The sequence below is a fragment of the Granulicella arctica genome, from assembly GCF_025685605.1.
Lineage (GTDB): Bacteria > Acidobacteriota > Terriglobia > Terriglobales > Acidobacteriaceae > Edaphobacter > Edaphobacter arcticus.
Genome location: NZ_JAGTUT010000001.1, coordinates 4,151,467 through 4,173,140, shown reverse-complemented (window position 1 = coordinate 4,173,140; position 21,674 = coordinate 4,151,467). Strand labels below are relative to the sequence as shown.

Genomic DNA, 21,674 nt, shown 5'->3' with positions numbered 1-21,674 from the left:
GTTGGAGGGATGCGCCATAAGAGTCCTACCAAGACTAGGAAATCTTTGGGGGCGGTTCCGGTACGGATATCGCCTGGCCCCTCACAGGCATGAATGAACTGGCGAACGGCGCCCGGCACCGGCGTGTAGCTATCTTGGAGATCTTGATTTGATGTCGCCGCATGGACGATGTTCGCGATTAAGTACTTCATCCTCCCGAACTTCGCAAATCGGTCACACCAGGTGCGGAAGGCGTGGAGGGGCGGGTGCTTGGCAAGCAGCGTACGGGCAAGAGCTAGCCATTGCAAGCGGCAACGCAAAGAAGCTCTTCCACTTGTAGCGCATCTTACTGGACGGCAACCAGCCGCAGCGCAATGCCCCACGGGTCCACGAAGGTTGTACTCTCCAAGGGCTGCCAGCCGTTCGACAGCATCCTGTCGCTGAGTGTGATCAGGTCTGTCAATGGCACCTGGAGTTCCCAGATCGACAGTCGCGCATCGGTCTCGGAGGCCACGGGCACGCTTCCTGCCCATGTGTTCAGACCGACATGATGGTGATATTTGCCTGCTGCGAGGAATAACGCTCCGGGGAAGCTACGGGAACGGACGTTCATACCCAATCCATGGTGATAAAGCTGATCTGCACGGGGTATGTCGCCGATGTAGAGGTGGATGTGACCGATGGTGCTGCCGAGAGGAGCTCCCGCCCACGGTTGATGGCGGTGACTCAGAAGCTTGCGAAGGTCCAAAGGCTGCGTCGCGACGGCAATCTCATCGCCGTCCCAGAGCCATTCTTTCGGGTCACGATCAGCATAGACCTCGATCTGAAGGCCATCTGGATCTTCCAGATAGAAAGCCTCGCTCACCAGGTGATCGCTCATCCCGGCTCGCACCCCTGCAGTTTGAAGGTGTTCAGCAAAACTGCTCAGATCCGCCCGAGAAGGAAGCAGCAGGGCAAAATGGTAAAGGCCAAGCCGCTTGCCTATAAGTTTACGGACACCTTCTCTCTGTTCCAGCTCAAGCAAAATGCGGTTCTCTGCGGTGATGCCAAGCTGCGCGGAGCGTTCGCTTTGAGCCAGGACTTGCAAGCCTATGATGTCTGCATAAAACTCTAGCGAGCGCTGAAGGTTGGACACGACCAGTCCAACCTTCCCGAGCTTCGTTGCTGCCGATAGGAGAGGCAGCGCAGCCGCTACAGGCTGCAAGCTTTGATCTTCAACGGTATTACTCATAAAGCATTCCTTCCTAAAGGACTAGGGACAAGTGCATTACATCTGCGCAGCGGATACGACGGCTGGCTCAAACGCCTGGAGAAACTCAGCTCGCGACTTCTCTCCAAGGTCGACAACCTTGCTTCCGCCCGCGGCAACGACTGTCACATCTTCGATTCCAATGACCTTGAGAATCAGACGCAGGTACGTGGTTGCGATATCGCGGTCGCGGATCGGCGAGCCCTCGGTGTAGACGCCACCCGAGGCCATCAGGACCGTGCACTTCTTGTTGTGAAGCAGGCCCTCGCCCTTCATGCCCAGCGTTAGACCTTTGCGTACGATGTGGTCCACGTAAGACTTGAGGTTTGCAGGAATGTTGTAGTTGTAGACCGGGGTGCTGATGGCGATGTGATCCGCGGCCACCAATTCGGCCACAAGCTCGTTCGACACCTGAAGGACTTCTTTCATCTCTGGGCTGTGCTGTTCGATTGGGGTTAAGCTCGCGCCCAACCAAGGCAGATTCACGTAGGGCAGATCCATCTTCGCGAGATCGCGTTCCACAATCTCGCCTCCCGGATGCGCGGCTTTCCATTGCTCTACGAAATTCACTGTCAGATTGCGGGAGATCGAGTACTCTCCCCGTGGGCTTGCCTCAACAACTAGAAGCTTTGGCATATTCTTTGTCCTTTCGTGTTTCGCCGTTTTCCTCTCATCGAGGAAAAGGGCCAACAATTATGAAAACGTGGCAGCTATGGTTAGGCATGAGCTTCCCGGTCATCAAATGGCAGCGGAGTTGCCGCCGTTTTATGCCACAAGGTGTACGACACCAAGAGAACCAGAAAGAAGACGAACGGGAAGAGCGCATACGCCACGTCTCCCGTAATGAGGTGCGACGCCGTTGCACCAAGGAAGTCGAACGAGAAACCCGCATAAGCCCACTCCTTCATCCTGGGCAGCTTGCCCGTGAGGTCGCGATTCCTCCGAAGATCTTCGCTACCCCCAAGGGCTTCATGAGGTAGAGCGGATACCCAAGGGCAATCATGATCTTCACGATGCTCGCCGGTCCATGGGTGAATGCTTCGACGACCGCTCCCGCGGTCGCCGGCAGGAACATGACGAGTGTTAATGTCCAGTAGATGATTTTGTTCCGCCGTTGTGACTTCACGACAGAGTTCTGGACCTGGGCTTGTATTGCAGCGTCTACGGAGGTGCTGGCGAATGTCTGCATATCATGTCCTTTCGTTCGCTCAGGCCGGAAGTTCGTGAGTATAACGCGAACAATCTGTTCGTAGGGCTAGTATGGGATGTATGCGAAAGCTGCACAAGGAGGCACTATTTTGAGCGAAACGAACATTTCTGTTCCTGACGGCTCCCTCTCTCCCACCGATTGCAAGGGTCTAGCCGATGTGCTTGCCAGCGTCGGAGACAAATGGACCATTATGGCCGTTGGGGCATTGTCGAAAGGCTCGCTGCGCTACAACGAAATTCAGCGGCGTGTCAGTGGGATCTCGCAAAGAATGCTTACGATGACGCTGAAACGCCTGGAGGCCGATGGCATCGTCACACGCACACTGTTTCCCTCCGTGCCGCCCCGTGTCGATTACGAATTGACGGAACTGGGCCAGACCCTACGCGGTGCGCTGATGCCTCTCCATGTATGGGCAGCTAAGAACAAGCAGACCATCGCTCTCAACCGCCTACATTCGGTAGGCACACGGAAGAACCCCGGTCACCCATTGCGGTCCGATGAGATGGCTGGTGCAAATTATTCGCTCTCTAACCGGTCGACGCATGTTCCATAGGACAGAGGAGCAAGAGGTATTAAGCCAAGATGGGCAGACTACTCTGGCATAGCCGCTAAATTCATGCTGTAGCGAAGCAATGTTGTGAGATCTGTCTTTATGTCGCCCGTATCCGGCACCGTTATGTGCTTGGCAAGTATTCTCAGATAGGCGTCCAGCGCGATATAGGCCTTGGTGGGCCACCACCTGTAGATAGTCACCTTTCCCACGCCCGCCTTAGTGGCAATAAATTCGATGGTGACATCTCGAAGAGGCTTTTCTGTCAGCAGTTCGGCAGTCGCCTTGAGAATCGCCTCCTGCGATTCACTGCTACGCTGACGGCCTCGGGTCTTCTTTTCCGTCATAGGTTTATCACTAGCAACCCGCTTAGCACCTGACAGAGTGTCGGTTCCGTTAGATGGCTCAGCCTTATGGACCTTCACAACGTGATGACAACCTTACCGACCTGGGCTGGCGGTCTGAGGTATGCGTCTGAATCTGCGCAGTTCACGTCAGATGCGCACGATGGTTTGCAACGAACTCTTCCATCGTCATGAGTGGGCCGCCGGCGATCTCCGATCCTAGGCTGTCGGTCCCGCTGAGAAGTCCCTCCTGCTGATCAATCTTCACCGCCTCGAAGTGCGCTCCCTTTGCGGTGTCGTTCGGAATGCCAAGCAACTCAAGGAACTCGGGAGTAGAGACTTGTTCGAATCGAACGTCTTTTTCGAGGACCCGCGCGATAAGGGCCGCAAGCTCGACATGGCTATATTCAACGGGCCCGTGTAGGGATAGGGCCTGCCCGACGTGTTTCGCTGGATTCTCAAGTAGACCGACCACGATCCGCGCAATATCGCTTGACGCGATGGGAGCAAACCGGCTTTCCCCATCGAACGGAACGACATAACGCCCCTTGCGGATAAGGGCGGAGATGTAAAGTATCCATTCGGCGAAGAACGTAATCCGGAGGTGCGTTACGGGTATTCCTGACCAGTCAAAAACTTGCTCCGAAAGCCAATGAGCCATCGTTGCTTGGCTTCTCGCGAAAGGCCGAGATTGCTTATGGGACATGTTTACGACGAGTTCCAGTCCTTCTTCTTCCGCGGCCTTGGCAAAGATTACCGAGGCCTCAACTTGTCCGTGCGCCAGAGGATAGACGAAATAGGCACTCCTGACACCCTTCAGCGCAGCCCTGATGTCCCCAATCATCAACATGTCGCCAAAGACAACGTCGGCGCCAAGCTCCTGAAGTGCTCTCGAGCGCGCATCTTGTTTGCGCGCCAATGCTCTTACTCGGTGACCTCTCTCTAGGAGGAGCTTCACCGTTGGCCGTCCAGTGTCGCCTGTTGCCCCGGTGACCAGGATCAGCTTTGTGTCCTCGTCAGATGCTGTACTACGCTTGCTTACCTGATCAGAATTCATGGCTCGCCTCACGCGATCTTGGGAATCAGAATCACTTACGCGTTGCTGATTTAGGGTTTGGAAGGAGGGCTAAGGTCGAATCCGATGGGCGCGGGCTTGACCCTACGCACCCAAGCGGAGTCGGCTTGGAGGCACGACGACTTCGATCAACCCTGTTGCAACGTCGTAGACAAGCCCAGAGATCATGAATCCACCAGGGATGTCTTCATTGCTCCTATAGGCTTCAACATCCATGGCTACAGCTTTGCGCGGGTCGCCGATCGCCATCAGATCGAGTTGGGGCCTGCTAACACCAAGATGGACTGCGAGCAGATCAGGCGCGTGTTTATAACAACCGATAATGCCGCACTCGGTATGGTGGAGAATGATGAGGTCCCACCCTACGCCCATCTCTTGGCCTGCGGCTCTGGTCACGATCGGAAGCAAGACCATGGCTTCGACGAGGGCAGGATTGATCCTGCCGCCAAGATTTCTGTAAATCGCTGCCTCCCCCGACTTCAAACCGAAGACGTCTACCGGATCGACCCTGGGATCGAGGCACCCGATGATGATGGTCTTCGCTGAGGGGATAATCTTCAGATCAGACGAATACCGTTCCTTGGCAAACTCGGCGTTTCGTAGAGTGATTGTGTCAGTGAAGGTCATGATTTCTCCGGAAGCTGATTCCAACGATAGGATCTCTTCGAGGGGGAGGTCTTTGCGGAAGCCGCCAGCGTTTGTCAAAAGAAATTGCTCTCTGTCTGTCTGGTTTGCGATCATTGATTCGCCAGTGCACGATGAACGAACTGGATACACATGGAACCTTCTCCCACGGCCGACGCTACCCTCTTTACGCTTTCCGCCCTTACGTCTCCTACAGCAAACACTCCTGGCACATTTGTCTCTAGGGGATAGGGAGCACGCTGGAGACTCCAGTCTGCAAGCACGCTCGTACCCGTCTTTATGAATCCCTTAGTGTCCAAGGAAAGGCAGCCGCTTACCCAGCTTGTGTTTGGGTCGGCCCCAGCCATCATGAATAGGCGCCGGACCTCATGGTCTTCCGATTCGCCTGTCAAGTGATCCATCCAACGGATGCCCTCCAACCTGTCTCCACCTTCCAGAGCCACTACAGTCGTGCGCGTCTTAAGGATGATCTTTGGCGAAGCCTCAATTCTTGAGATCAGGTATTTGGACATGTTGGTCTTGAGATTTGGCCCACGGACAAGCAGATAGACTTTAGTCGCGAAACTCGAAAGGAAGATCGCGGCTTGCCCGGCAGAATTTCCGCCTCCGACAATTACGACGGCTTCGCCTTGACACAGAGGAGCCTCAAGTTGTGTCGCCCCGTAATAGACTCCATTACCATCAAAGCGAGCGACATTAGGGATATCCAATCGACGATAACGAGATCCGGTGGCAACGACAACAGTTCGGGTCTGGATCAAAGTTCCGTCATCGAGCTTGATCCGATAAGGATGCTGCTCGCATTGCACCGTACAGGCGCTTCGAGCAATGGATAACCTAGCTCCGAATTTTTCTGCCTGAATGTAAGCAGCGTCCGCCAGCTCCTGTCCCGAAATCCCGAAGGGGAATCCGAGGTAATTCTCGATGCGGGAGCTCGATCCTGCTTGCCCACCAGGAGCGTTGCTCTCAACAACTAATACGTTGAGTCCTTCGGATGCTCCATAGACTGCAGCCGCCAATCCAGATGGTCCAGCTCCAACGATGACCGCATCGAACACATCCGTTTGGTCCACCCCAGCGTTCAGGTCGAAACATACGGCTGCTTCGGCATTGCTAGGAGCACGCAGAACCATGTCTCCTCTGCAGATCACAACCGGAATGTCGGCCACTTCAATACCAAACTGATCTAGAACGCTTTGAATATCGGGATCTTCATCAATGTCCAGATAGGTATAGGGGTGCCCGTTACGTACCAAGAACGAGCGCAAGCGTAGGGTGTCACTGGAGTGGGTTGAGCCGATTAAGACTGCGTCACCCACGGCATTCGCTATCAGATAGATTCTTCGTTGCACAAACGCATTAAGCAGCAGATTGCCGACGACGGCATCCGTTTGCATGATGTGGCGCAACGATGCACGATCCACCTCAAGAACTTCTCCGGCTGTCGAGACTCGACAAGAGACAAGACTTCTCCGACCAGAGAGCTGAGTCAACTCGCCCGTGAACTCACCCTGAGCGAGCACGCTGATAATGGATTCATGCCCGTTTGCAACGCCGACGAGATCAATACTGCCGCTCAGCACCACGAAGAGCCCATGCTGTAGAGTTTCCCGGTTGAACAGGACCTCACCCACCGTGGTCTTTCGCACCGTACCTTTTCTCTCAAGCGTTCGAAGGCTTTGAGCGTCAAGGCGAGGAAAGAGTACTGAGTGGTTCTCGTTGTTATCGGTCGACATGTGCAAGTCTCCTGCTCCGATTGGCGTTGTGCGTACGACTATGACCGACGCGTCGACGCTGCGGACCCTAAGAATGGACCTTCGTCCGACCAATTAGTGCCATTCCCTTTGGTCGTCGGCGGAGGGGCCATAGATGCTCGGTACCTTCCCACCCATGGGACGGATGTAGGTAGTCAACTGGCCGCGGTGATGAACCGTATCGAAGAGAGCAATCCACAGAAGCCCACCCAAAGTATCCCTTAGTAGGATTTCGTCCTTACCATGGATCAACCAGGCTTGATGATTCCAACTGTCATCGTCCAAGGCGCCAAGCTGACCTCTCAATTCGATATGGTCGCGTTCGTAGGTTGCCACAGTGTGAAGACGATCATCCAAGGTGGTTGGTTCTTGCCAGTGCATCCCAGTGTATGAGCTCTTTTTGTTGTCGCAGAGTTGAATACAGCTCCGCTGGGCTGAGATGAGCAGCGCAACTAGCTGTGCCGCTGAACGCGAAAGAGGATGTGGCCGGAAGTCCAAAAGATCGATCGGCAGTGCCGCGATCACATTGACAAAGGCAGAGTGTTCTTGCTGCCAACGTTTGATGAAAAACTCTCGATTACTAAGTTGCGCACCGAATCCGTGTGTTGCCATAGCACTTCCTCTCCCATCTCCGCAGCCCCTTGTGAGGGGCTCTAACTAACCGTCAACGTCGTGGCTCCACTTGTGAAAAGAGAAAGACGAGGCCTTCGGCCATCGTCGGATGTGTAAATGTGGCGTCACGCAAGGTTGTATAAGGAAGACCGGCCAGCATTGCTACTTGCACGATGGCCATGACCTCGCCCGCCTCCGGTCCAATCATGGAGAAGCCCAGGATGCAGTCCCCTCCCACCTCAAGCAGTGCCTTCATGAACCCGTGGCTCTCATCGAGGGTTCGCGTCCTTAGCACAGCAGCCATGGGTAACTTGGTTACTCGTACAGGTATTCCACGACGGCGAGCTTCCTGCTCTGTCAAACCAATCTGCGAGACCGGTGGATCGGTGAAGAGACAGGAGGGTACCAGGCGGCCGGCTGTCGTCCGATCAATGCCGGCGAGATTGTCACGAATCACACGGAAATCATCGTAGGAAATATGGGTAAACTGCGGACTCCCTGCGCATTCCCCGATTGCCCATATACCCGCAGCGGTCGTCTGGAGACGATCATCCACCTTTACATACCCCTGGTCAGTGAGTTGAACACCAGCGATCTCTAGACCTACTGAGGTGGTGTTCGGGGCTCGGCCGGTCGCGACGAGGATATCGCTTCCTGCAAGCGCGGTTTCGCCAGCATCAGTTCTTACGAGCAAAGTGACGCTAGAACCCGATGTCCCCGCCACCCTCAGAGTCTCGGAGACGGCAATCACTTCGATTTCCTCTTTGAGTAACGTTTCAAGTAGAGAGCCAGCGATATCTGCATCCTGGTTCGTCAACAACTGCGACCCTCGGTGCAGGATCGTTACTCGGCTTCCGAAACGACGAAACGCCTGAGCGAACTCGAGCCCGACATATCCTCCCCCCAAGACGATAAGGTGCTCGGGGATACGATCGAGTTGAAGAAGCTCAATATTCGTTAAGGGCCGAGCCTCTGCGAGGCCCGGGACCGGGGGAATTGAGGCGTGGGTTCCCAGGTTGAGGAAGATCCGCTCTGCTTTCAGTGTTCGAGTCCCACCGTCGTTTAGTTGTACTTCAAGCGTCTTCGGACCAACAAACTTTGCCTCACCCATCACAAGCTCAGTGCTACTACTCTTGTAGTGTTCCAAATTTGTAGCGATTAGGCCCTGCACCATTCTTCGCTTGCGCTCTTGGACCGCCTCCATGTCAGATGGGGGTTTGGTGGGAGCCACACCAAAGGTGCTTGCGTGCTGCGAGAGGTACGCGACCTTGGCACTCCAAATCTCGTTCTTACTCGGGAGGCAGTTTACATTCGGGCAGGATCCCCGATCCAACGCCGCTCGATTACAGCGACTTGTTGTCCAGACTGTGACAAATGCCAAGCGAGGTACTTGCCACCCTCGCCGCTGCCGATGACGACGTTTTCGTAGTTCTCCACATTCATAACAAACTTCCTTTCCATTGATCTCGTCGCGCTTCATCGCAGAGAGGAGCTGATGAGCAACGGGATCTCCTGCCTGTGCGGGCAGAAGCATCGATCCTAGGGCTTCATCGCTCTGACCCAGGGGACAAGGATAAAACTGCCACGCGGCGAAAACGCAGCGCGGCAGAGGAAAGGGGCGCATAACGTTGGTCACAACACATCAATGCGCAAGTGCGGGGAGCTCTTCGGGAATGTGTGCCGTCGCAACCAGATGACCATTGATCCAGGCGATGATGTCGGCCAGAACCACATCCTTATCCACATCGTTGAGAAGGTCGTGGAATCCGCCGTCGTAGAACTTGAGGGTCTTGTCAGAAGAGCCAGCATTGTCGTAAAAGTGCTGGCTACCACTTGGCCGTGTGTTCTTATCTTCTGTTCCGTGGAGAATAAGAACAGGCAATGTGATCTGGGGAAAGTCCTGCTTAAGGCGTTCGTCCGCCCGAACCATCGCGGCCATGGTCTGTGTAGGCTGAGTCTCGTTCTCGATCAGCGGATCGTTGTTCATCGCCGCTACAGCAACAGGATCCCTTGAGAATCGCTCATTCGGAAGATGAAGGATGTGTGCGTGAGGGGCGAGATGACTCAGTCCCTTGAAGACTGACAGGACGAACTCGGGAGCGGGTAGTTCATGGGCAAAGCTCTCGCAGATCAGTCCCGTAAGATCCGCTGGGTGATCGAGGGTGTAAAGGCACGCGACGACACCTCCGGCGCTATGACCGAGCATGAACATCGGAAAGGCCGGTTCACGGGTTTTCACGATCTCCATGACGGCCTCAACGTCACTCACGTAGTCATCGAACGATTCAACAAAGAAGCGTTCGCCTTCAGAGTTACCTCTGCCACGAAGATCCACGGCGTACACGGAGAGGCCGTCGGCAACGAGGTGCTCGGCTACGTCTTCGTAGTAACCGCTATGGGCGTTGAATCCAGGCACGATGACTATGGTGGCGCGGGCTTTCGTTTCAGGGCGCCAGGACCGAAAGAATATTTTCAGGTTATCTGCATCCTGGATTGTTTCTTGGCTTTTTACACTCATAAGAATCTCCTGACTGCTTTTTGGTTTTGGCGAGGCTGGTCCCGGCTGATGACGGCCACAGCCATCTGTAGTGACCATAGAGCCGAATCGCATGATCTCTCTTTGCCAAAGCGGCTGGGTTTTGTCGAAAGAAAGGACTAATCCACACTTCTCCAGCCGCACTCGCGCGGTCGGTTGAGAGCGGGGATCTCGCCGAAACATCGAAGCTGTATTCGTCAAAATACAGTTGCAATCAGAAAGAGGATTGCTTGCTCTTCCGGTAGGTTGGAGATCAGTTAGAAGCGGTCATCTGGGGTGAAACACCTCAAAGCTTTCCGCAACGCGCCATGCTCAATCATCAAGGCTACTGATCGTCGACATCAATGTCTAACGCGCCGAATCCCAGGAGAACGACATGTCAAACCTTGAGAAAACTTTGCGAGAAGAGGGTGAAGATCGCGTTCAACAAGTTGATGTTCAAAGCCAGTTTTCACGCAGAACTATTCTGATCGGCGGCGCTGCGATGGCTACATCATTGGCGCTTCCGCTTAAGTCTTTCGCTTCACAACACGGCACGGGGGACTCTCCTTCGAGGCCACACTCCGGAGAGGATTCATTGGACATGCTCAAAGTCAAAGACGGAACATCCATCTACTACAAAGACTGGGGCACCGGTCAGCCCATTGTCTTCTCACATGGTTGGCGGCTAACAGCAGATGCCTGGGATGCGCAGATGCTCTTCTTCGGCGAGCAAGGGTATCGGGTCGTCGCTCACGATCGTCGGGGCCACGGCCGTTCCGGTCAGTCCTGGAACGGGAATGATATGGATACTTATGCCGACGATCTTTCGGAGCTGATCGAGAAATTGAATTTGAAGGACGCTGTTCTGGTCGGCCATTCGACCGGCGGGGGCGAAGTTGCCCGGTACCTTGGCCGGCACGGAAGCAAGCGCATATCGAAAGCAGTCCTCATCTCAGCTGTGACGCCGTTTATGCTCGAAACTCCCGATCATCCCGGAGCTCCCATGTCGGTCTTTGACGGGCTGCGACAAGGCGTTGTGAACAATCGGGCCGAGTTCTTCCGTGGTCTTTCCGTTCCGTTCTATGGTTATAACCGACCGGACGCGAAGGTTTCGGAAGGCATCAGGAATTCCTTCTGGCTTCAGGGAATGTTGGGTTCTGTGAAAGGCGAACTGGACTCAATCAAGGCATTTTCCGAGACGGATTTTCGGGAGGATCTTAAGAAGATCACAATCCCAACATTGATTCTGCAGGGCGACGACGATCAAATTGTCCCTTTGCAGATTTCGTCGCCTCTCACCGCCAAGCTGGTCAAGAACTCCACGCTGAAGATTTACCCTGGTCAGCCGCATGGGCTTTGCACCACCTTCGCCGATCAGGTTAACGCTGATGTACTCGCCTTCATCAAGGCCTGACTTCTCTGACCATCTCCAGGCGGCGCGAGGAAGAGCCACCAATGCCTCCCCTCGTGCCACGTCATCGACCGTAGCAAACAGGAAACTTTGCCGGTTTGGGTAGGCTTTTCACATGACGACTCGTAGAACATTCATCGCCGGAACGATTGCCACTGCGGCTTCGTTGGCGACCAATTCTGGTGAAAGTTCAGCCGCTTCAGTCGGACGCGTTGCGGCGTTGGAACACACCCCTAACAAGACGGAAAGGGGTACTAATATGCAGGACCAAGCAGAAGATCCGAGGGTCACCAGAGCGCGGCTCTCAGGGCCGGAGCAAGTGACGAAGAATGCGACCGTGGCCGAACTTGGACCAGGAGGGGTCATGAAGGTTCTGGTTCAAGGATCAAACGAATGGGTGTGCGTTCCCGGGGATGAGAACCGAATCGGTTCGCCGCCGATGTGCATGAATCCGCTCGGCATGCAGTGGATGATGGATGCTATGCAGGGCAAGCCGAAGCCGGGCAATCCCGCTCCCGGCATGATCTACATGCTGTGTGGCGCGACCCAGCGGAGCAATACAGATGCAACGGACAAGACTGGCCCCGCTATACCCATTGGGCCCCACTGGATGATTACCTGGCCTTTCGATGCTCAGGCGAATGGACTTCCCACTACGGTCCGGGATAAGGGAGCCTGGGTGATGTTTGCAGGAACGCCCTACTCTTACCTCCACGTCTGCGGGAGTCCATGGGAAGGCAATGAGTATCACGCGGGCGACAAAGCGATCTGGACGATGAACTACGCTCGACCATGAATCTGAAGTGACTGGAAAATCTTGCCTTGTGCTGGAGGAATCGAGACCTGATGAGTAACGAGAATACCGCTAAGAATAAGGCCATTGCTATTAAAGTGATCACAGGTGTCTTTATCAAACGGGACACCAATGTGCCTGAAGAGCTCTTCGATGTCGGCTATAAGCAACACAACCCTGCCATTCCGAATGGCAGCAAAGCCATTCCTGACCTGATTCGTGCTCTGCCGGCCGAATTCAGATACGAAATGGGCATGGTCATTGCTGAAGGCGAGTTCGTCGCAATTCACGGTCGGTACACCGGTTGGGCAGCCAAACCTCTGATTGCTGTCGATATCTTCCGAATCGTCGACGGAAAGCTTGTCGAACATTGGGATGTCATGCAGGAAGAGGTACCAGCCGAGAACACAGTGAGTGGCAATGCCATGTTTCTTCCACCAGAATAATTTATGACCTTAGCCGTTTCTCGGTCGCCAATGAGTCCGCCATGTGTTGCATCCGAGGTCCACACCGGAGTGGACTTGCAGTGCCTTGCGTCTGATCGGCGATCGACCCTTCTGCTGACTGTGCTGGGTTCCTCCATGGCATTCATGGACGGATCCGTCGTAAACGTGGCATTACCTACACTTCAGGCAAGTTTCAGAGCGAGCTCTTATCACATCCTCTGGGTTGTTCAGGCTTATTCCCTCTTAGGCTCGGCGCTGCTTTTGTTTTGCGGAGCCTTGGGAGATCGCTTCGGCCGGATGCGAATTTACCTTTTAGGTGTTGCCGTATTTGCTTTAGCCTCAATCGGCTGTGCGGCATCATTCGACCTCAGTGAGCTAATCCTGGCGCGTGCAATCCAAGGCTTTGGCGCGGCACTCCTTATTCCGCAGGCGCTCGCAATACTTTCTGACACCTACCCGGAAAGTGAGCGTGCCGGCGCGATCGGAACCTGGTCGGCATGGACTTCTGTTTCTATTGCGCTGGGGCCTATTGTCGGCGGATGGCTGATCCAAGTTTCTGGCTGGCGCGCGATCTTTCTACTCAACATCCCCTTCACTTTATGGATAATCTGGCTCGCCCCTAAGCTTAGGCGAACGGCGTATGACCAACCGCCAGTCACGTCTTTTCCCCTGGACTATCGGGGCGCAATGCTCAACATTTTAGGATTCGCCGCCATCGTCTTCGCCCTGTCCTTCGTGCCGCAACTCGGCTGGAAAGATCCGCGAATCAGCCTATCTCTCCTCACTGGCTTTGTTTTGCTTTTCGTCTTCGTTCTGTCTCAACGCAGGAGCCCCAACCCTCTCGTTCCGCTCTCACTGTTTCGTAGCGCAGCGTTTTCTGGTGCGAATGTCTTAACCTTTCTTGCCTACGGGGCGCTCGGCGGCGCGTTCTATATCGTTCCGTACTTCCTGATTGGTGCACGGCATCTCCTGCCCAGCTCCGCGGGCGCCGCCTTTCTGCCGATGATTGCGATCATGTTCGCCTTTTCGGGAAGGGTCGGAACGATAGCCGCCAAGGTAGGTGAAGTAAAGTTCATGGTCGTAGGCTCAGCACTGACCGCAGGAGGTTTTGCCTTGTTGGGATTAGTCTCCAAGGAGACCCGTTACGCTTTTGGATTTCTCCCTGGAGTCTTGCTGTTGGGGGTGGGCATTACACTGACCGTCGCACCTCTTACGTCTTTTCTTATGTCTTCCGTAGTCGCGAGCCGCAGGGGCGTAGCATCTGCTGTGAACAACTCCGTGTCTCGGCTTGGAGGTCTCATCGCAGTCTCAGTCGTCGCCGTCGCGGTGAGCCACACGTTCAATCTTGAGCTTGGAAGACAACTGCAGTCTTCCGGATTACCCGTCGAGATGCAACATGTACTCGTCAGCACAGAAGGGCTCATGCTGGCGCTTCCGATCCCTCAACAGTTTGGGTATTCGCAGACGTTACGCGCAAAAGCGATAGTCCAACACTCGTTTGTCACTGCCTACCGGGATGTGATGTTCGGCTGCGCCTTCACCACCTTCCTCGGCACGCTCGTCATCGTGTGGACGGCGGGAAAGTCGCAGTTTGGCCTGGAATCTAGCGAGGGTTAAGAGCAAGCCCACAGAATACCTTTGGAAAGTGCGGTCAGCGGTTAGCCGATAGCCGATAGCCACAGACTCGCTGCGTTACTCAGGCAAGCTCATCGAAGAAGTGAGCTTTCTAAATACTGCGAAATGGCACAGCAGAACAGCTGGAACGATGAATGCCGGCAACAAAACGAACGGAAAATGAAGAATAGCGATTGTCGGCTGCTGAAAGCCAAAGCGCTGGAAGCGGAACGGTGCAGAGAGCATGGCCCGCGCAAGAGCATTCAGCACGCTGAATAGACAGAGCGTGTTCCAAATGAACAAGCCTCTCCTTCCAATCCTTCCGGTATTGAACGCCCACCAGACGAAAGGCACTGTAAGCCCCGCCAGGATATCGAGATTTCCGGCCTCAAACGTCATCAGTGCGGGTACCTGCTTATAGAGGAATAACCAGTAAAGAGTGGCCTCCACGAAGATCCGGATGATGTGCACGAGGATGCACCACTTCAGGTTCATCCGGTCAACGAAACGTCGGCCGGCTTCGGTTACGAACAAGCCAGCAATCAAGATCACGGGCGGTGCGATCGCCAGAATGAAATGTGGTGGGGTCGTGTTGGTGATCAGGTAAAAACCACTGAGTGCAATAGCCGACTGCAACACCATCCAAACCAGCGAAATCAAGATCGCCGGCCTGGACCCACGGACGGCTTTGCCGAACAGGAAAAGGGCTAGAGCGGTGACTCCTAGAAAGAAGACAATGATAGGAAGTGGAAGGTAATTCATCGGCGAACTCCTTGGATCCAAATCTGTGGCAATGCGTGCAATGACATCGTGGAAAAGACTATCGACATGCGTTCATCACTGGGGATCTCTCCAAAGCTTGACGCGCCCGCCGCAAACGAGATTTAGCGGCAGGAACCGACAAGCCACTTTGTTCCGCGAGTTCGGCCATTGTGTAGTCGTGGTGACGGTAAGCGTCTACTACTGAACGCAACGAGGGTTTCAATCGTGACACTGCGATTGACAATAGCTCACGCCTCTCCCATCCGACGTAAAAAGCCTCGATGTTGATTGAGCGATCGGGTATGCCGTCGCACCTTGAAAGGCCGTGCTCGTTGGGCTCATCGAGAGATACGGTGGGTCTCGTTCTCTGCTTTCGTAGCTGCATCAAGCAGGTGTTAATGACGATCCGAGTAAGCCAGGTCGACACCGTAGATCTTCCACTAAACGTCTCGATTCGCCGATAAGCCTTCAGGAAGGAGTCCTGTACCGCGTCTTCGCCATCTTCCCTATTCCTCAAGATGTGGATCGCGGTTTTCAATAGACGCTTCTCATGCCTACCTCGAAGGATCTCGAACGCTTCGTGACTTCCTATTCTGATCAGTTCCACAAGACGATTGTCAGGTACGTATTCGGTCTTTATCCCCGGTTCGGTTCCTGGAGCCGCGTTCGATGATCCAAGTCCATTGTTCATTTGGCGGCCCTCTGGTATGAAATGACTGGTCGTCACGTGCGCGACTTTAGGTATTAGGCCCTGAGCTCTAGGGGATGGTAGCCGGCCTTCGACTGGCCCGTCCGGACGAGGTCGGCTGCCCAGCTCTAAGTGATCGCCTTAGAGTTGGAGGTGACCTCAAACGCAGCCTTATGCTTGGTAACAAATTCCTGGATGGTCATGGGGGGGCGGCCCGTGATGTGCTCAACATGGTCATTCGTTCCGCCGGTTATGCCATTTTGGCAATCCAAGGCTACGGCCCCGATGTGCTGGGTAAAGAAGGGCGAGGAATAGTCTGGCATCTTCCCAAGAATCGCGAGGAACTCGTCGACTTCGAGCGGAGTGTATGTGATGGTGCGTCCTAACACTTCACTCGCGGCGGCGGCTATCCCGTAAACGTCAAGCTCAACGGGCCCAAGCAGCTTGTAGAGATGGCCGGCATGGGGAGCGGGGTCCGCCAAGATCTTGGCAATCACACGCCCTTGGTCTTCTGAAGCGATAGGCGCAAACTTCCCTCGACCGAACGGCAGGGCCAATGTGTCCTTGCTTGCATAGTCCTTCCACGAGAAGGGATAGAGCAACCACTCAGCAAATAGGGTGGGCCGAAGGTGGGTCACAGGCACGCCGGACCAGTCAAACACCTGCTCCGCGAGCCAATGACTCTGAGCCGCATGGCTCTTCGAATCGCGCCTTGAGGTCATCTGGGAGGTGTAGACGATGGCACCCACCCCCGCTTCCTTCGCTGCTTGGGCGAAGGCGACGGTTGCCTCAAGGAGTTGTGGGGCCAGAGGGTAGACGAAATACGCAGCAGCAACTCCTTCCATCGCCGTGCGAACGCTATCGATATCCAGGAGATTGCCGACTGCGATCTCTGCTCCTAGGGAGCGTAATTCGTCGGCCCGCGCGTCGTCCTTCAGGACAAATGCTCGTACTTCATGCCCTTCATCGCGAAGGAACCGGGTGGCCCAGCCACCGGTTCCTCCGGTTGCGCCGGTCACCAAAATCTTGGACTTGGTCATTTGATCTCCCTTGTTCCGCTCTGGTTGAACAGATATCAGACCAGCTACCAAAGACAATGTCCCGGTTGCCAATACAGCGAGACTACCGACCTTGCTCCAAGAAGGATTTTCAAAATGCACTGCATTTTTGCAGTGCTGCTGCCAAAAGGTTTTGTCTTTCTATGCGAAGCGCCAAGTCTTGGGGTTCGGCGGTGATCTTTATCATCTGCGACAAACAACGGTCGTTTCCGCAAAGAACTCCATCCCTTGTCCTTCTATCCTTGCTACTTGTACGGCATCTATCTGCGATATATCAAGCGACACACACCACCATGAAAAATCCCCTGCGGGCAATCTCACAAGCGTTTATCCTCACCGTCGGTATCACGCCTCCGACCCCTGCCAAGGAGCGCGGCGCGCTCATCTTTGTGTCGACTCTGCTGGTGGGGATGGTGGTTCTCGCGGTGGCTGTCTTTTTCCTACTCATACGCCATCTCTAGCCTCGCGCGTTACAGACTTCGCGGATAGAGGTGAGGAAGCCTCAGACCCTAAGCTATGGGCTCACTCGAACTGAAACTTCGATCGACATACCGGGCAACAAGAGCGGGCCTGCTGATTCAAGGCCATTCAGCCGAATCCGCACAGGGATGCGCTGAACGACCTTCACATAGTTGCCGGTTGCATTGTCTGGGGCGATCACTGAGTACTTGGACCCGGTAGCCCCTCCGATACTTTCTACAGTTCCTTGGAAATCACGACCTATTGAATCGACGTGCACAGTTGCGGACTGGCCGATGCGCACCTTCTTCATCTGCGTTTCTCGAAAGTTGGCAATGGCCCATACATCCTTCGGCGGTGCGAGAGTTAGCATCAGTTGGTTGGCCGCCACTCGCTCTCCAACTTCCATAGATTTACGACCCACGATTCCACTGACGGGTGCGACCAGGTTGGTGTAGCCGAGGTCAAGCTGCGCATTCCAAAGTGTGGCTTTTGATTTCCTTGTTTCACCCGCAGCGCGAAGCACGTTTGCTCGCGCACTCGCAATTGACTCCGGAGCGGTTTCGGCCATGCGAAGATCACTTTGCCGCTCTTTGATTTTTTGGCGTGATTCCTCAATCCTTTGATCAGCGCTGGCGCTGTTGGCCTGAGCGGCTGCAAGAAGTGCCGCAGCACTTTTAGCATCCGTCACGCGCTGATCGTACTCGGATCGTGAGATTTCGTGTGTCGCCACAAGGGCTTGATATCGGACTCTATCATCTTCTGCTCTGTGATAATTCGCCTCGGTCTGAGCAACCGTCGCTTCGGCTGCGGTCTTTTGAGATAAGGCAGATTCCGAGTCTGCATCTGCCTCCGCAAGCGAGGCCTGAGCTGAGGTCAGCCTGCTCAAGGCAGTCGCTGAAGCGATAGGTAGGTTCAGCGCTGCGGCATGCTCCTGCGCTTCGGAAGCCTGCACTTCGCCTTCTAATCGATTGACTGTTGGTTGATAGTCGTTGGGGTCCAGATGTGCGATCACGGTACCAGCCGTTACATAGTACGTATCCTCAACATTTGGGTTTACCCAGGTGATGGTCCCTGCAATTCGAGTGTTAATCGGGTGAACGTGGCCGTCTATCTGCGCGTCATCCGTGCTCACCTCGTTGGGATGAACCACAAAATACAGGCCCAAGAGCGCACTTATGAGTACCGCTACGAATAACGCGACGAGCAGAGTGTTGCTAGCCTTCCTGCCTTTGGTCTCGGTCAATGCCATTAGTGTGCCCCTAGGTACGATAAGTAGTCTTGCTCTGCTGTGCCAGTGGCTCGGATGAGCAGAAGTTTCGCGACCTGATGCGCGTAGATGCTGGCAATCCGGTTATCCTCGGCCTCCGCCACGGACTGCTGAGCTTGGATGAGGTCGGCTGCATTCGACACACCAACGTCGAATCGGTCCTTCGCCTGGCGCAGGCCCTCGACCGCCAAGGCTTGATTCTCCAAGGACACTTCGACACTCTTGCTGGCAGCTGTCAAATCCAGAAGAGCCGTCCGAACATCGAATACCGCCCTTGCCTGCGTGTCGGCGAACTCGGCTCTCCTCCGGTTAGCGGTTGCCTTTGCGTCCAGCACATCCGCCTCGATCCGCCTACCAGTAAAGATAGGCACTGAGATTCGCCCCTCGACGTCATAATCCCGATAGGGGTGTCCATAAGTGATGCCTGTTTCGCCGCCATTGGCGAGTACCTCAACGGACGGCAACCGCTGTGCTCGTTCCGCCTTCACACTCAGCTCAGCTGCATCGAGGCGCGCCCTCGCAGCTCGTAAGTCTTGGCGCTTTTCTGCGGCTTTCGATAGCAGTTCCGCCTGATTGGTGGAAGGGGTTTCAAGGTACCTCAACCCGTCTGTCAACGTGAACTCTTGCTCGATGGGTAGACCAATGATCCGAGTTAGGGCTAGCTTGTCCTTCTCCAGCGTGGTCGTCGCAAGAGTCACCCGAAGCTCCGCAGAACGCATAGCGACGTGCGCTCGTATCTCGTCAATCTGAGGAGAAAGGTCATGTACCACCCTGCTCGACAGAATGGACTCAATGGTCTTGGCGGTTGCGAACTGCGCTCTTGCGGTTTCGAGCCTAGTTTGACTCGCCGCGACTAGCAGGTAAGAACTGACTGAGGCCAGAACGACGATATTCCTGGCGTCAGCCATCGATGCAGCCGAGGCCTCCATCTCTTTGCTCGAAGCTTTCAGATCATGCAGTGCCTGGACATCTACAACTCGCTGTTGGAGTGTGGCGTGAGCCGTCTGGTAGTTATAGCCTTGGACGACGTGCGGTACGCCAAGCTTCTCCGTGCCCAAGGCGTCCATCACGAGATTTCTGTAGTCCTCAGTGGATTCGACCCCAATCTGCGGAAGCAACGTCGAGAGAGCGCGAAGCCTTGCAGCACGCGACCGCTGGTGATCTTGTTCCGAGTCGATGTAACCAAGGTTTGTTCGAAGTGCTAATTCCACGGCGGCGCGTAAAGAGAACTCAAGAACCCCGGGAACCACCCGTCCTGTCGGCACGCTGCCAAGGAAGGGATTCTGCGATTGCACCGCAAATGCGCTTGGGTTGGTGGTGTTCTGACCGGGGTTGAAGGGACGAGGGGTGTCAACCGTATTTTGCGGAGAGCTCCCGCTTCCGGTACTTTGCGTTCGACCATTTGTTGTCAAGCAAACTGCCACACCGAGAGTGAAACAAACTGTACGACCAAACGACCACAATGACCTTTTCATGTGCGCCCTCCAGCGGCTTGCGGGAGGCTGGCAGAGGCCGGTTCGTCGAGAGGAGTTCGCGTGGGTGACGGGGCCGCCGCGCGATAGGAAAGAAGTGGAACGAAGAACACAGTGATCGCGGCCACAAACGCCATCGTGTAAAAGGTATCGGCGTAACTCAATACCGAACTTTGCTTCCGGACCATCGCAGACAGTGCTCTGTCACTGAGATATGAAGCTTGTCCAAGCACGGAAAGGTTCCGATTAACAAAGGCGTCGAGAAGCCTCGACGAATGAAGTGACATCCTTCGGTCGATGAGGACCGCCGATAAGGTGACCCCCACGGATGCGCCGAGTTGTCTGCATCCGTAATACATCGCGCGACCATTCGAAGCCCTTTGGTTGTCGACCGTTGCGAACGCCACAATGCCAAGGGTAGGGACGGACAGCCCAACAAATATCCCATTTAGTGCCAAGGGCAGCCATAGATCTCGATCGGGTGTATCAGTCGTTACGAAATGCGCAAAGAGGAGTTGCGAAGCTATTTCCACGGCAAGAGCAAAAAGAAGTACGCCCGTCCCGCCAATCTTCGCGAAGAGAGGAATGATTGAACGGAAGCAGCAAAGCACGAGGACAGAGGAGGCACCGCCAATGCTGAGGAGTACACCTGTCTGAAGTGCAGAATGAACTTCAAGATTCCGCAAATACTGGGGAATGACGTAAAGGCTGCCGGCCAGCAACACTCCGACGATAAAGCCTAGGATCGCGCCCCCGCGAACTAGAGAATTGCGAAGGAGCGCAAAATCAAGCAGAGGATATCTATTCCAGGAAGACAGTTCCCACAGCACAAAGAGCGAGTTTGCGGTGACCCCCACGAGGAAAAAGGTGCAGAGCATCGAAGACTCAAGCCAACCGTCTACCTCGCCGCGGCTCAAAGCGGTTTGCAGACATACAGCGCCGAGAATGAGAAGTCCTATGCCGAATGAGTCGAGAGGCTTACGCGAATCCTCCGTCGCCCAGTGATTTGCTCCGTACCGATCAAACAACCACGCGGCCGTGAGCATCAGGATGGTTGGTACAACAAAGAGGAATCTCCACGAAGCAACATCTGCGAGCCACCCGCATATCATTGGTGACAAGAATCTGCCAACAAAGAAGTAGGCGATCGCATAGCCAACCAGGGGTGTAGGGCGAACCGCAGGTTCATATTGCTGTGTGAAGAAAACGAATGCACGGACCAGAAACGCCCCGCCCGCGAATCCGGCGATAGCGCGGAAGAGAAGAAAGATACTCAGCTCGGTACTGAGCGCGCACCCTACCGATGCGACCGCATAAGACAGGGCGAGAACTGTGAGGTAGTGCCGGTTTCCGTATTTCAGGGAGAGGCGATCTGACAGCGCAATAGAGACGGCAAACGCAGCCATGTACACCGTCAGAGCCCAACTAGCCTGATCGCTCGAGGCACTCAGAGTGCCCGTAAGATCCGTAAGAGTGAGACTCACGCCAGACGTGGTCCAAGTCTCTGCGGCGCTGGCAAGTGTCAGCGCCGCAAGCGTGGCGGACCTGCTCACTTCCCGTGATTGTGCGGAGCCGACAGTCCCCATTGGCAGCGCATGAGCTGGCTGTGTCATCGTTCGACACTACGGGTTGGCGAGAGACATCTCTTTGTAGAAAGTACCGCCTTTTTCCATTTCAAACCCAAAAGCGGTTCCGTCGGCGAGCACGAGCATTCTTAGGCTCTTCCGGTCAAAGCATGAGCTTATTTGGGAAGACGGGGGGCGAC

The 21,674-nt window shown here is 54.9% G+C and carries 24 protein-coding genes; 6 read left to right on the top strand and 18 right to left on the bottom strand.

Features of this window, described 5'->3' with window-relative positions; translation table 11 throughout:
* Positions 1 to 325: 325 nt before the first annotated feature.
* The 4 genes from OHL20_RS17720 to OHL20_RS17705 form a co-directional block, all read right to left on the bottom strand.
* Positions 326 to 1,210 (bottom strand): VOC family protein, encoded by an 885-nt coding sequence (locus OHL20_RS17720; protein WP_263384501.1) that lies wholly within the window; start codon positions 1,208 to 1,210, stop codon positions 326 to 328.
* Between the two features lie 36 nt (positions 1,211 to 1,246).
* A complete protein-coding gene (locus OHL20_RS17715) occupies positions 1,247 to 1,864 on the bottom strand; it encodes an FMN-dependent NADH-azoreductase (RefSeq protein ID WP_263384500.1) in 618 nt (205 codons plus the stop codon).
* Positions 1,865 to 1,944: 80 nt separating this feature from the next.
* The gene (locus OHL20_RS17710) at positions 1,945 to 2,136 is read right to left on the bottom strand and encodes a DoxX family protein (RefSeq protein ID WP_263384499.1); all 192 of its coding nucleotides are present in this window, start codon (positions 2,134 to 2,136) and stop codon (positions 1,945 to 1,947) included.
* The gene (locus OHL20_RS17705) at positions 2,133 to 2,417 is read right to left on the bottom strand and encodes a hypothetical protein (protein WP_263384498.1); all 285 of its coding nucleotides are present in this window, start codon (positions 2,415 to 2,417) and stop codon (positions 2,133 to 2,135) included. Before OHL20_RS17705 ends, OHL20_RS17710 begins: the two co-directional genes overlap by 4 nt.
* 109 nt (positions 2,418 to 2,526) lie before the next feature.
* Between OHL20_RS17705 and OHL20_RS17700 the strand changes: the two genes are divergently transcribed.
* Entirely contained in the window at positions 2,527 to 2,991 is a 465-nt protein-coding gene (locus tag OHL20_RS17700; protein ID WP_263384497.1) for a winged helix-turn-helix transcriptional regulator, read from the top strand.
* Between the two features lie 38 nt (positions 2,992 to 3,029).
* Here OHL20_RS17700 and OHL20_RS17695 read toward each other — a convergent pair whose 3' ends face one another.
* From OHL20_RS17695 to OHL20_RS17660, 8 genes are all read right to left on the bottom strand, one after another.
* Positions 3,030 to 3,335, bottom strand: a complete 306-nt coding sequence (locus OHL20_RS17695) for a TetR/AcrR family transcriptional regulator (RefSeq protein ID WP_263384496.1) — start codon at positions 3,333 to 3,335, stop codon at positions 3,030 to 3,032.
* Between the two features lie 142 nt (positions 3,336 to 3,477).
* Positions 3,478 to 4,389 (bottom strand): NmrA family NAD(P)-binding protein, encoded by a 912-nt coding sequence (locus OHL20_RS17690; protein ID WP_263384495.1) that lies wholly within the window; start codon positions 4,387 to 4,389, stop codon positions 3,478 to 3,480.
* A gap of 102 nt (positions 4,390 to 4,491) precedes the next feature.
* On the bottom strand, positions 4,492 to 5,034 hold the full coding sequence (locus OHL20_RS17685) for a carbonic anhydrase (protein WP_263384494.1): 543 nt from the start codon (positions 5,032 to 5,034) through the stop codon (positions 4,492 to 4,494).
* 110 nt (positions 5,035 to 5,144) lie between these two features.
* On the bottom strand, positions 5,145 to 6,788 hold the full coding sequence (locus OHL20_RS17680) for an FAD-dependent oxidoreductase (protein ID WP_263384493.1): 1,644 nt from the start codon (positions 6,786 to 6,788) through the stop codon (positions 5,145 to 5,147).
* 93 nt (positions 6,789 to 6,881) lie between these two features.
* A complete protein-coding gene (locus tag OHL20_RS17675; protein WP_263384492.1) occupies positions 6,882 to 7,418 on the bottom strand; it encodes a DinB family protein in 537 nt (178 codons plus the stop codon).
* A gap of 52 nt (positions 7,419 to 7,470) precedes the next feature.
* Positions 7,471 to 8,751, bottom strand: coding sequence for an FAD-dependent oxidoreductase (locus tag OHL20_RS17670; RefSeq protein WP_263384491.1), 1,281 nt, complete (start codon positions 8,749 to 8,751; stop codon positions 7,471 to 7,473).
* Positions 8,724 to 8,879 carry an NAD(P)-binding protein gene (locus OHL20_RS17665; RefSeq protein WP_263385073.1) on the bottom strand — a complete coding sequence of 52 codons (156 nt, stop codon included), beginning with the start codon at positions 8,877 to 8,879 and terminating at the stop codon, positions 8,724 to 8,726. The genes OHL20_RS17670 and OHL20_RS17665 overlap by 28 nt, the downstream gene beginning before the upstream one ends.
* A 181-nt stretch (positions 8,880 to 9,060) precedes the next feature.
* Positions 9,061 to 9,936, bottom strand: coding sequence for an alpha/beta hydrolase (locus OHL20_RS17660; RefSeq protein ID WP_263384490.1), 876 nt, complete (start codon positions 9,934 to 9,936; stop codon positions 9,061 to 9,063).
* Between the two features lie 595 nt (positions 9,937 to 10,531).
* On the opposite strand from OHL20_RS17660, the gene OHL20_RS17655 reads away from it, so the two are divergent.
* The 4 genes from OHL20_RS17655 to OHL20_RS17640 all read left to right on the top strand — a co-directional run bounded on the left by OHL20_RS17655 (position 10,532) and on the right by OHL20_RS17640 (position 14,203).
* The gene (locus OHL20_RS17655) at positions 10,532 to 11,350 is read left to right on the top strand and encodes an alpha/beta fold hydrolase (RefSeq protein WP_263384489.1); all 819 of its coding nucleotides are present in this window, start codon (positions 10,532 to 10,534) and stop codon (positions 11,348 to 11,350) included.
* A gap of 361 nt (positions 11,351 to 11,711) precedes the next feature.
* Positions 11,712 to 12,143, top strand: coding sequence for a hypothetical protein (locus OHL20_RS17650; protein ID WP_263384488.1), 432 nt, complete (start codon positions 11,712 to 11,714; stop codon positions 12,141 to 12,143).
* 50 nt (positions 12,144 to 12,193) lie between these two features.
* Positions 12,194 to 12,586 (top strand): nuclear transport factor 2 family protein, encoded by a 393-nt coding sequence (locus tag OHL20_RS17645; RefSeq protein ID WP_263384487.1) that lies wholly within the window; start codon positions 12,194 to 12,196, stop codon positions 12,584 to 12,586.
* Positions 12,587 to 12,589: 3 nt separating this feature from the next.
* Positions 12,590 to 14,203: an MFS transporter gene (locus OHL20_RS17640; RefSeq protein ID WP_317890966.1), complete on the top strand. Its 1,614-nt coding sequence runs from the start codon at positions 12,590 to 12,592 to the stop codon at positions 14,201 to 14,203.
* Between the two features lie 75 nt (positions 14,204 to 14,278).
* Here the strand turns inward: OHL20_RS17640 and OHL20_RS17635 are convergent, their stop codons facing one another.
* The 3 genes from OHL20_RS17635 to OHL20_RS17630 all read right to left on the bottom strand — a co-directional run bounded on the left by OHL20_RS17635 (position 14,279) and on the right by OHL20_RS17630 (position 16,690).
* Positions 14,279 to 14,860: a hypothetical protein gene (locus tag OHL20_RS17635; RefSeq protein ID WP_263384486.1), complete on the bottom strand. Its 582-nt coding sequence runs from the start codon at positions 14,858 to 14,860 to the stop codon at positions 14,279 to 14,281.
* 160 nt (positions 14,861 to 15,020) lie between these two features.
* Positions 15,021 to 15,653 carry an RNA polymerase sigma factor gene (locus OHL20_RS25265; RefSeq protein ID WP_396272365.1) on the bottom strand — a complete coding sequence of 211 codons (633 nt, stop codon included), beginning with the start codon at positions 15,651 to 15,653 and terminating at the stop codon, positions 15,021 to 15,023.
* A gap of 125 nt (positions 15,654 to 15,778) precedes the next feature.
* A complete protein-coding gene (locus OHL20_RS17630; RefSeq protein WP_263384485.1) occupies positions 15,779 to 16,690 on the bottom strand; it encodes an NmrA family NAD(P)-binding protein in 912 nt (303 codons plus the stop codon).
* Between the two features lie 311 nt (positions 16,691 to 17,001).
* Between OHL20_RS17630 and OHL20_RS17625 the strand changes: the two genes are divergently transcribed.
* The gene (locus OHL20_RS17625) at positions 17,002 to 17,169 is read left to right on the top strand and encodes a hypothetical protein (RefSeq protein WP_263384484.1); all 168 of its coding nucleotides are present in this window, start codon (positions 17,002 to 17,004) and stop codon (positions 17,167 to 17,169) included.
* Between the two features lie 53 nt (positions 17,170 to 17,222).
* Here OHL20_RS17625 and OHL20_RS17620 read toward each other — a convergent pair whose 3' ends face one another.
* The 3 genes from OHL20_RS17620 to OHL20_RS17610 are packed head-to-tail and all read right to left on the bottom strand — an operon-like array spanning position 17,223 to position 21,522.
* Positions 17,223 to 18,419 carry an HlyD family secretion protein gene (locus OHL20_RS17620; protein ID WP_263384483.1) on the bottom strand — a complete coding sequence of 399 codons (1,197 nt, stop codon included), beginning with the start codon at positions 18,417 to 18,419 and terminating at the stop codon, positions 17,223 to 17,225.
* The gene (locus OHL20_RS17615; RefSeq protein ID WP_263384482.1) at positions 18,419 to 19,849 is read right to left on the bottom strand and encodes a TolC family protein; all 1,431 of its coding nucleotides are present in this window, start codon (positions 19,847 to 19,849) and stop codon (positions 18,419 to 18,421) included. Before OHL20_RS17615 ends, OHL20_RS17620 begins: the two co-directional genes overlap by 1 nt.
* 59 nt (positions 19,850 to 19,908) lie before the next feature.
* Entirely contained in the window at positions 19,909 to 21,522 is a 1,614-nt protein-coding gene (locus tag OHL20_RS17610) for an MFS transporter (RefSeq protein ID WP_263384481.1), read from the bottom strand.
* Positions 21,523 to 21,674: the final 152 nt, after the last annotated feature.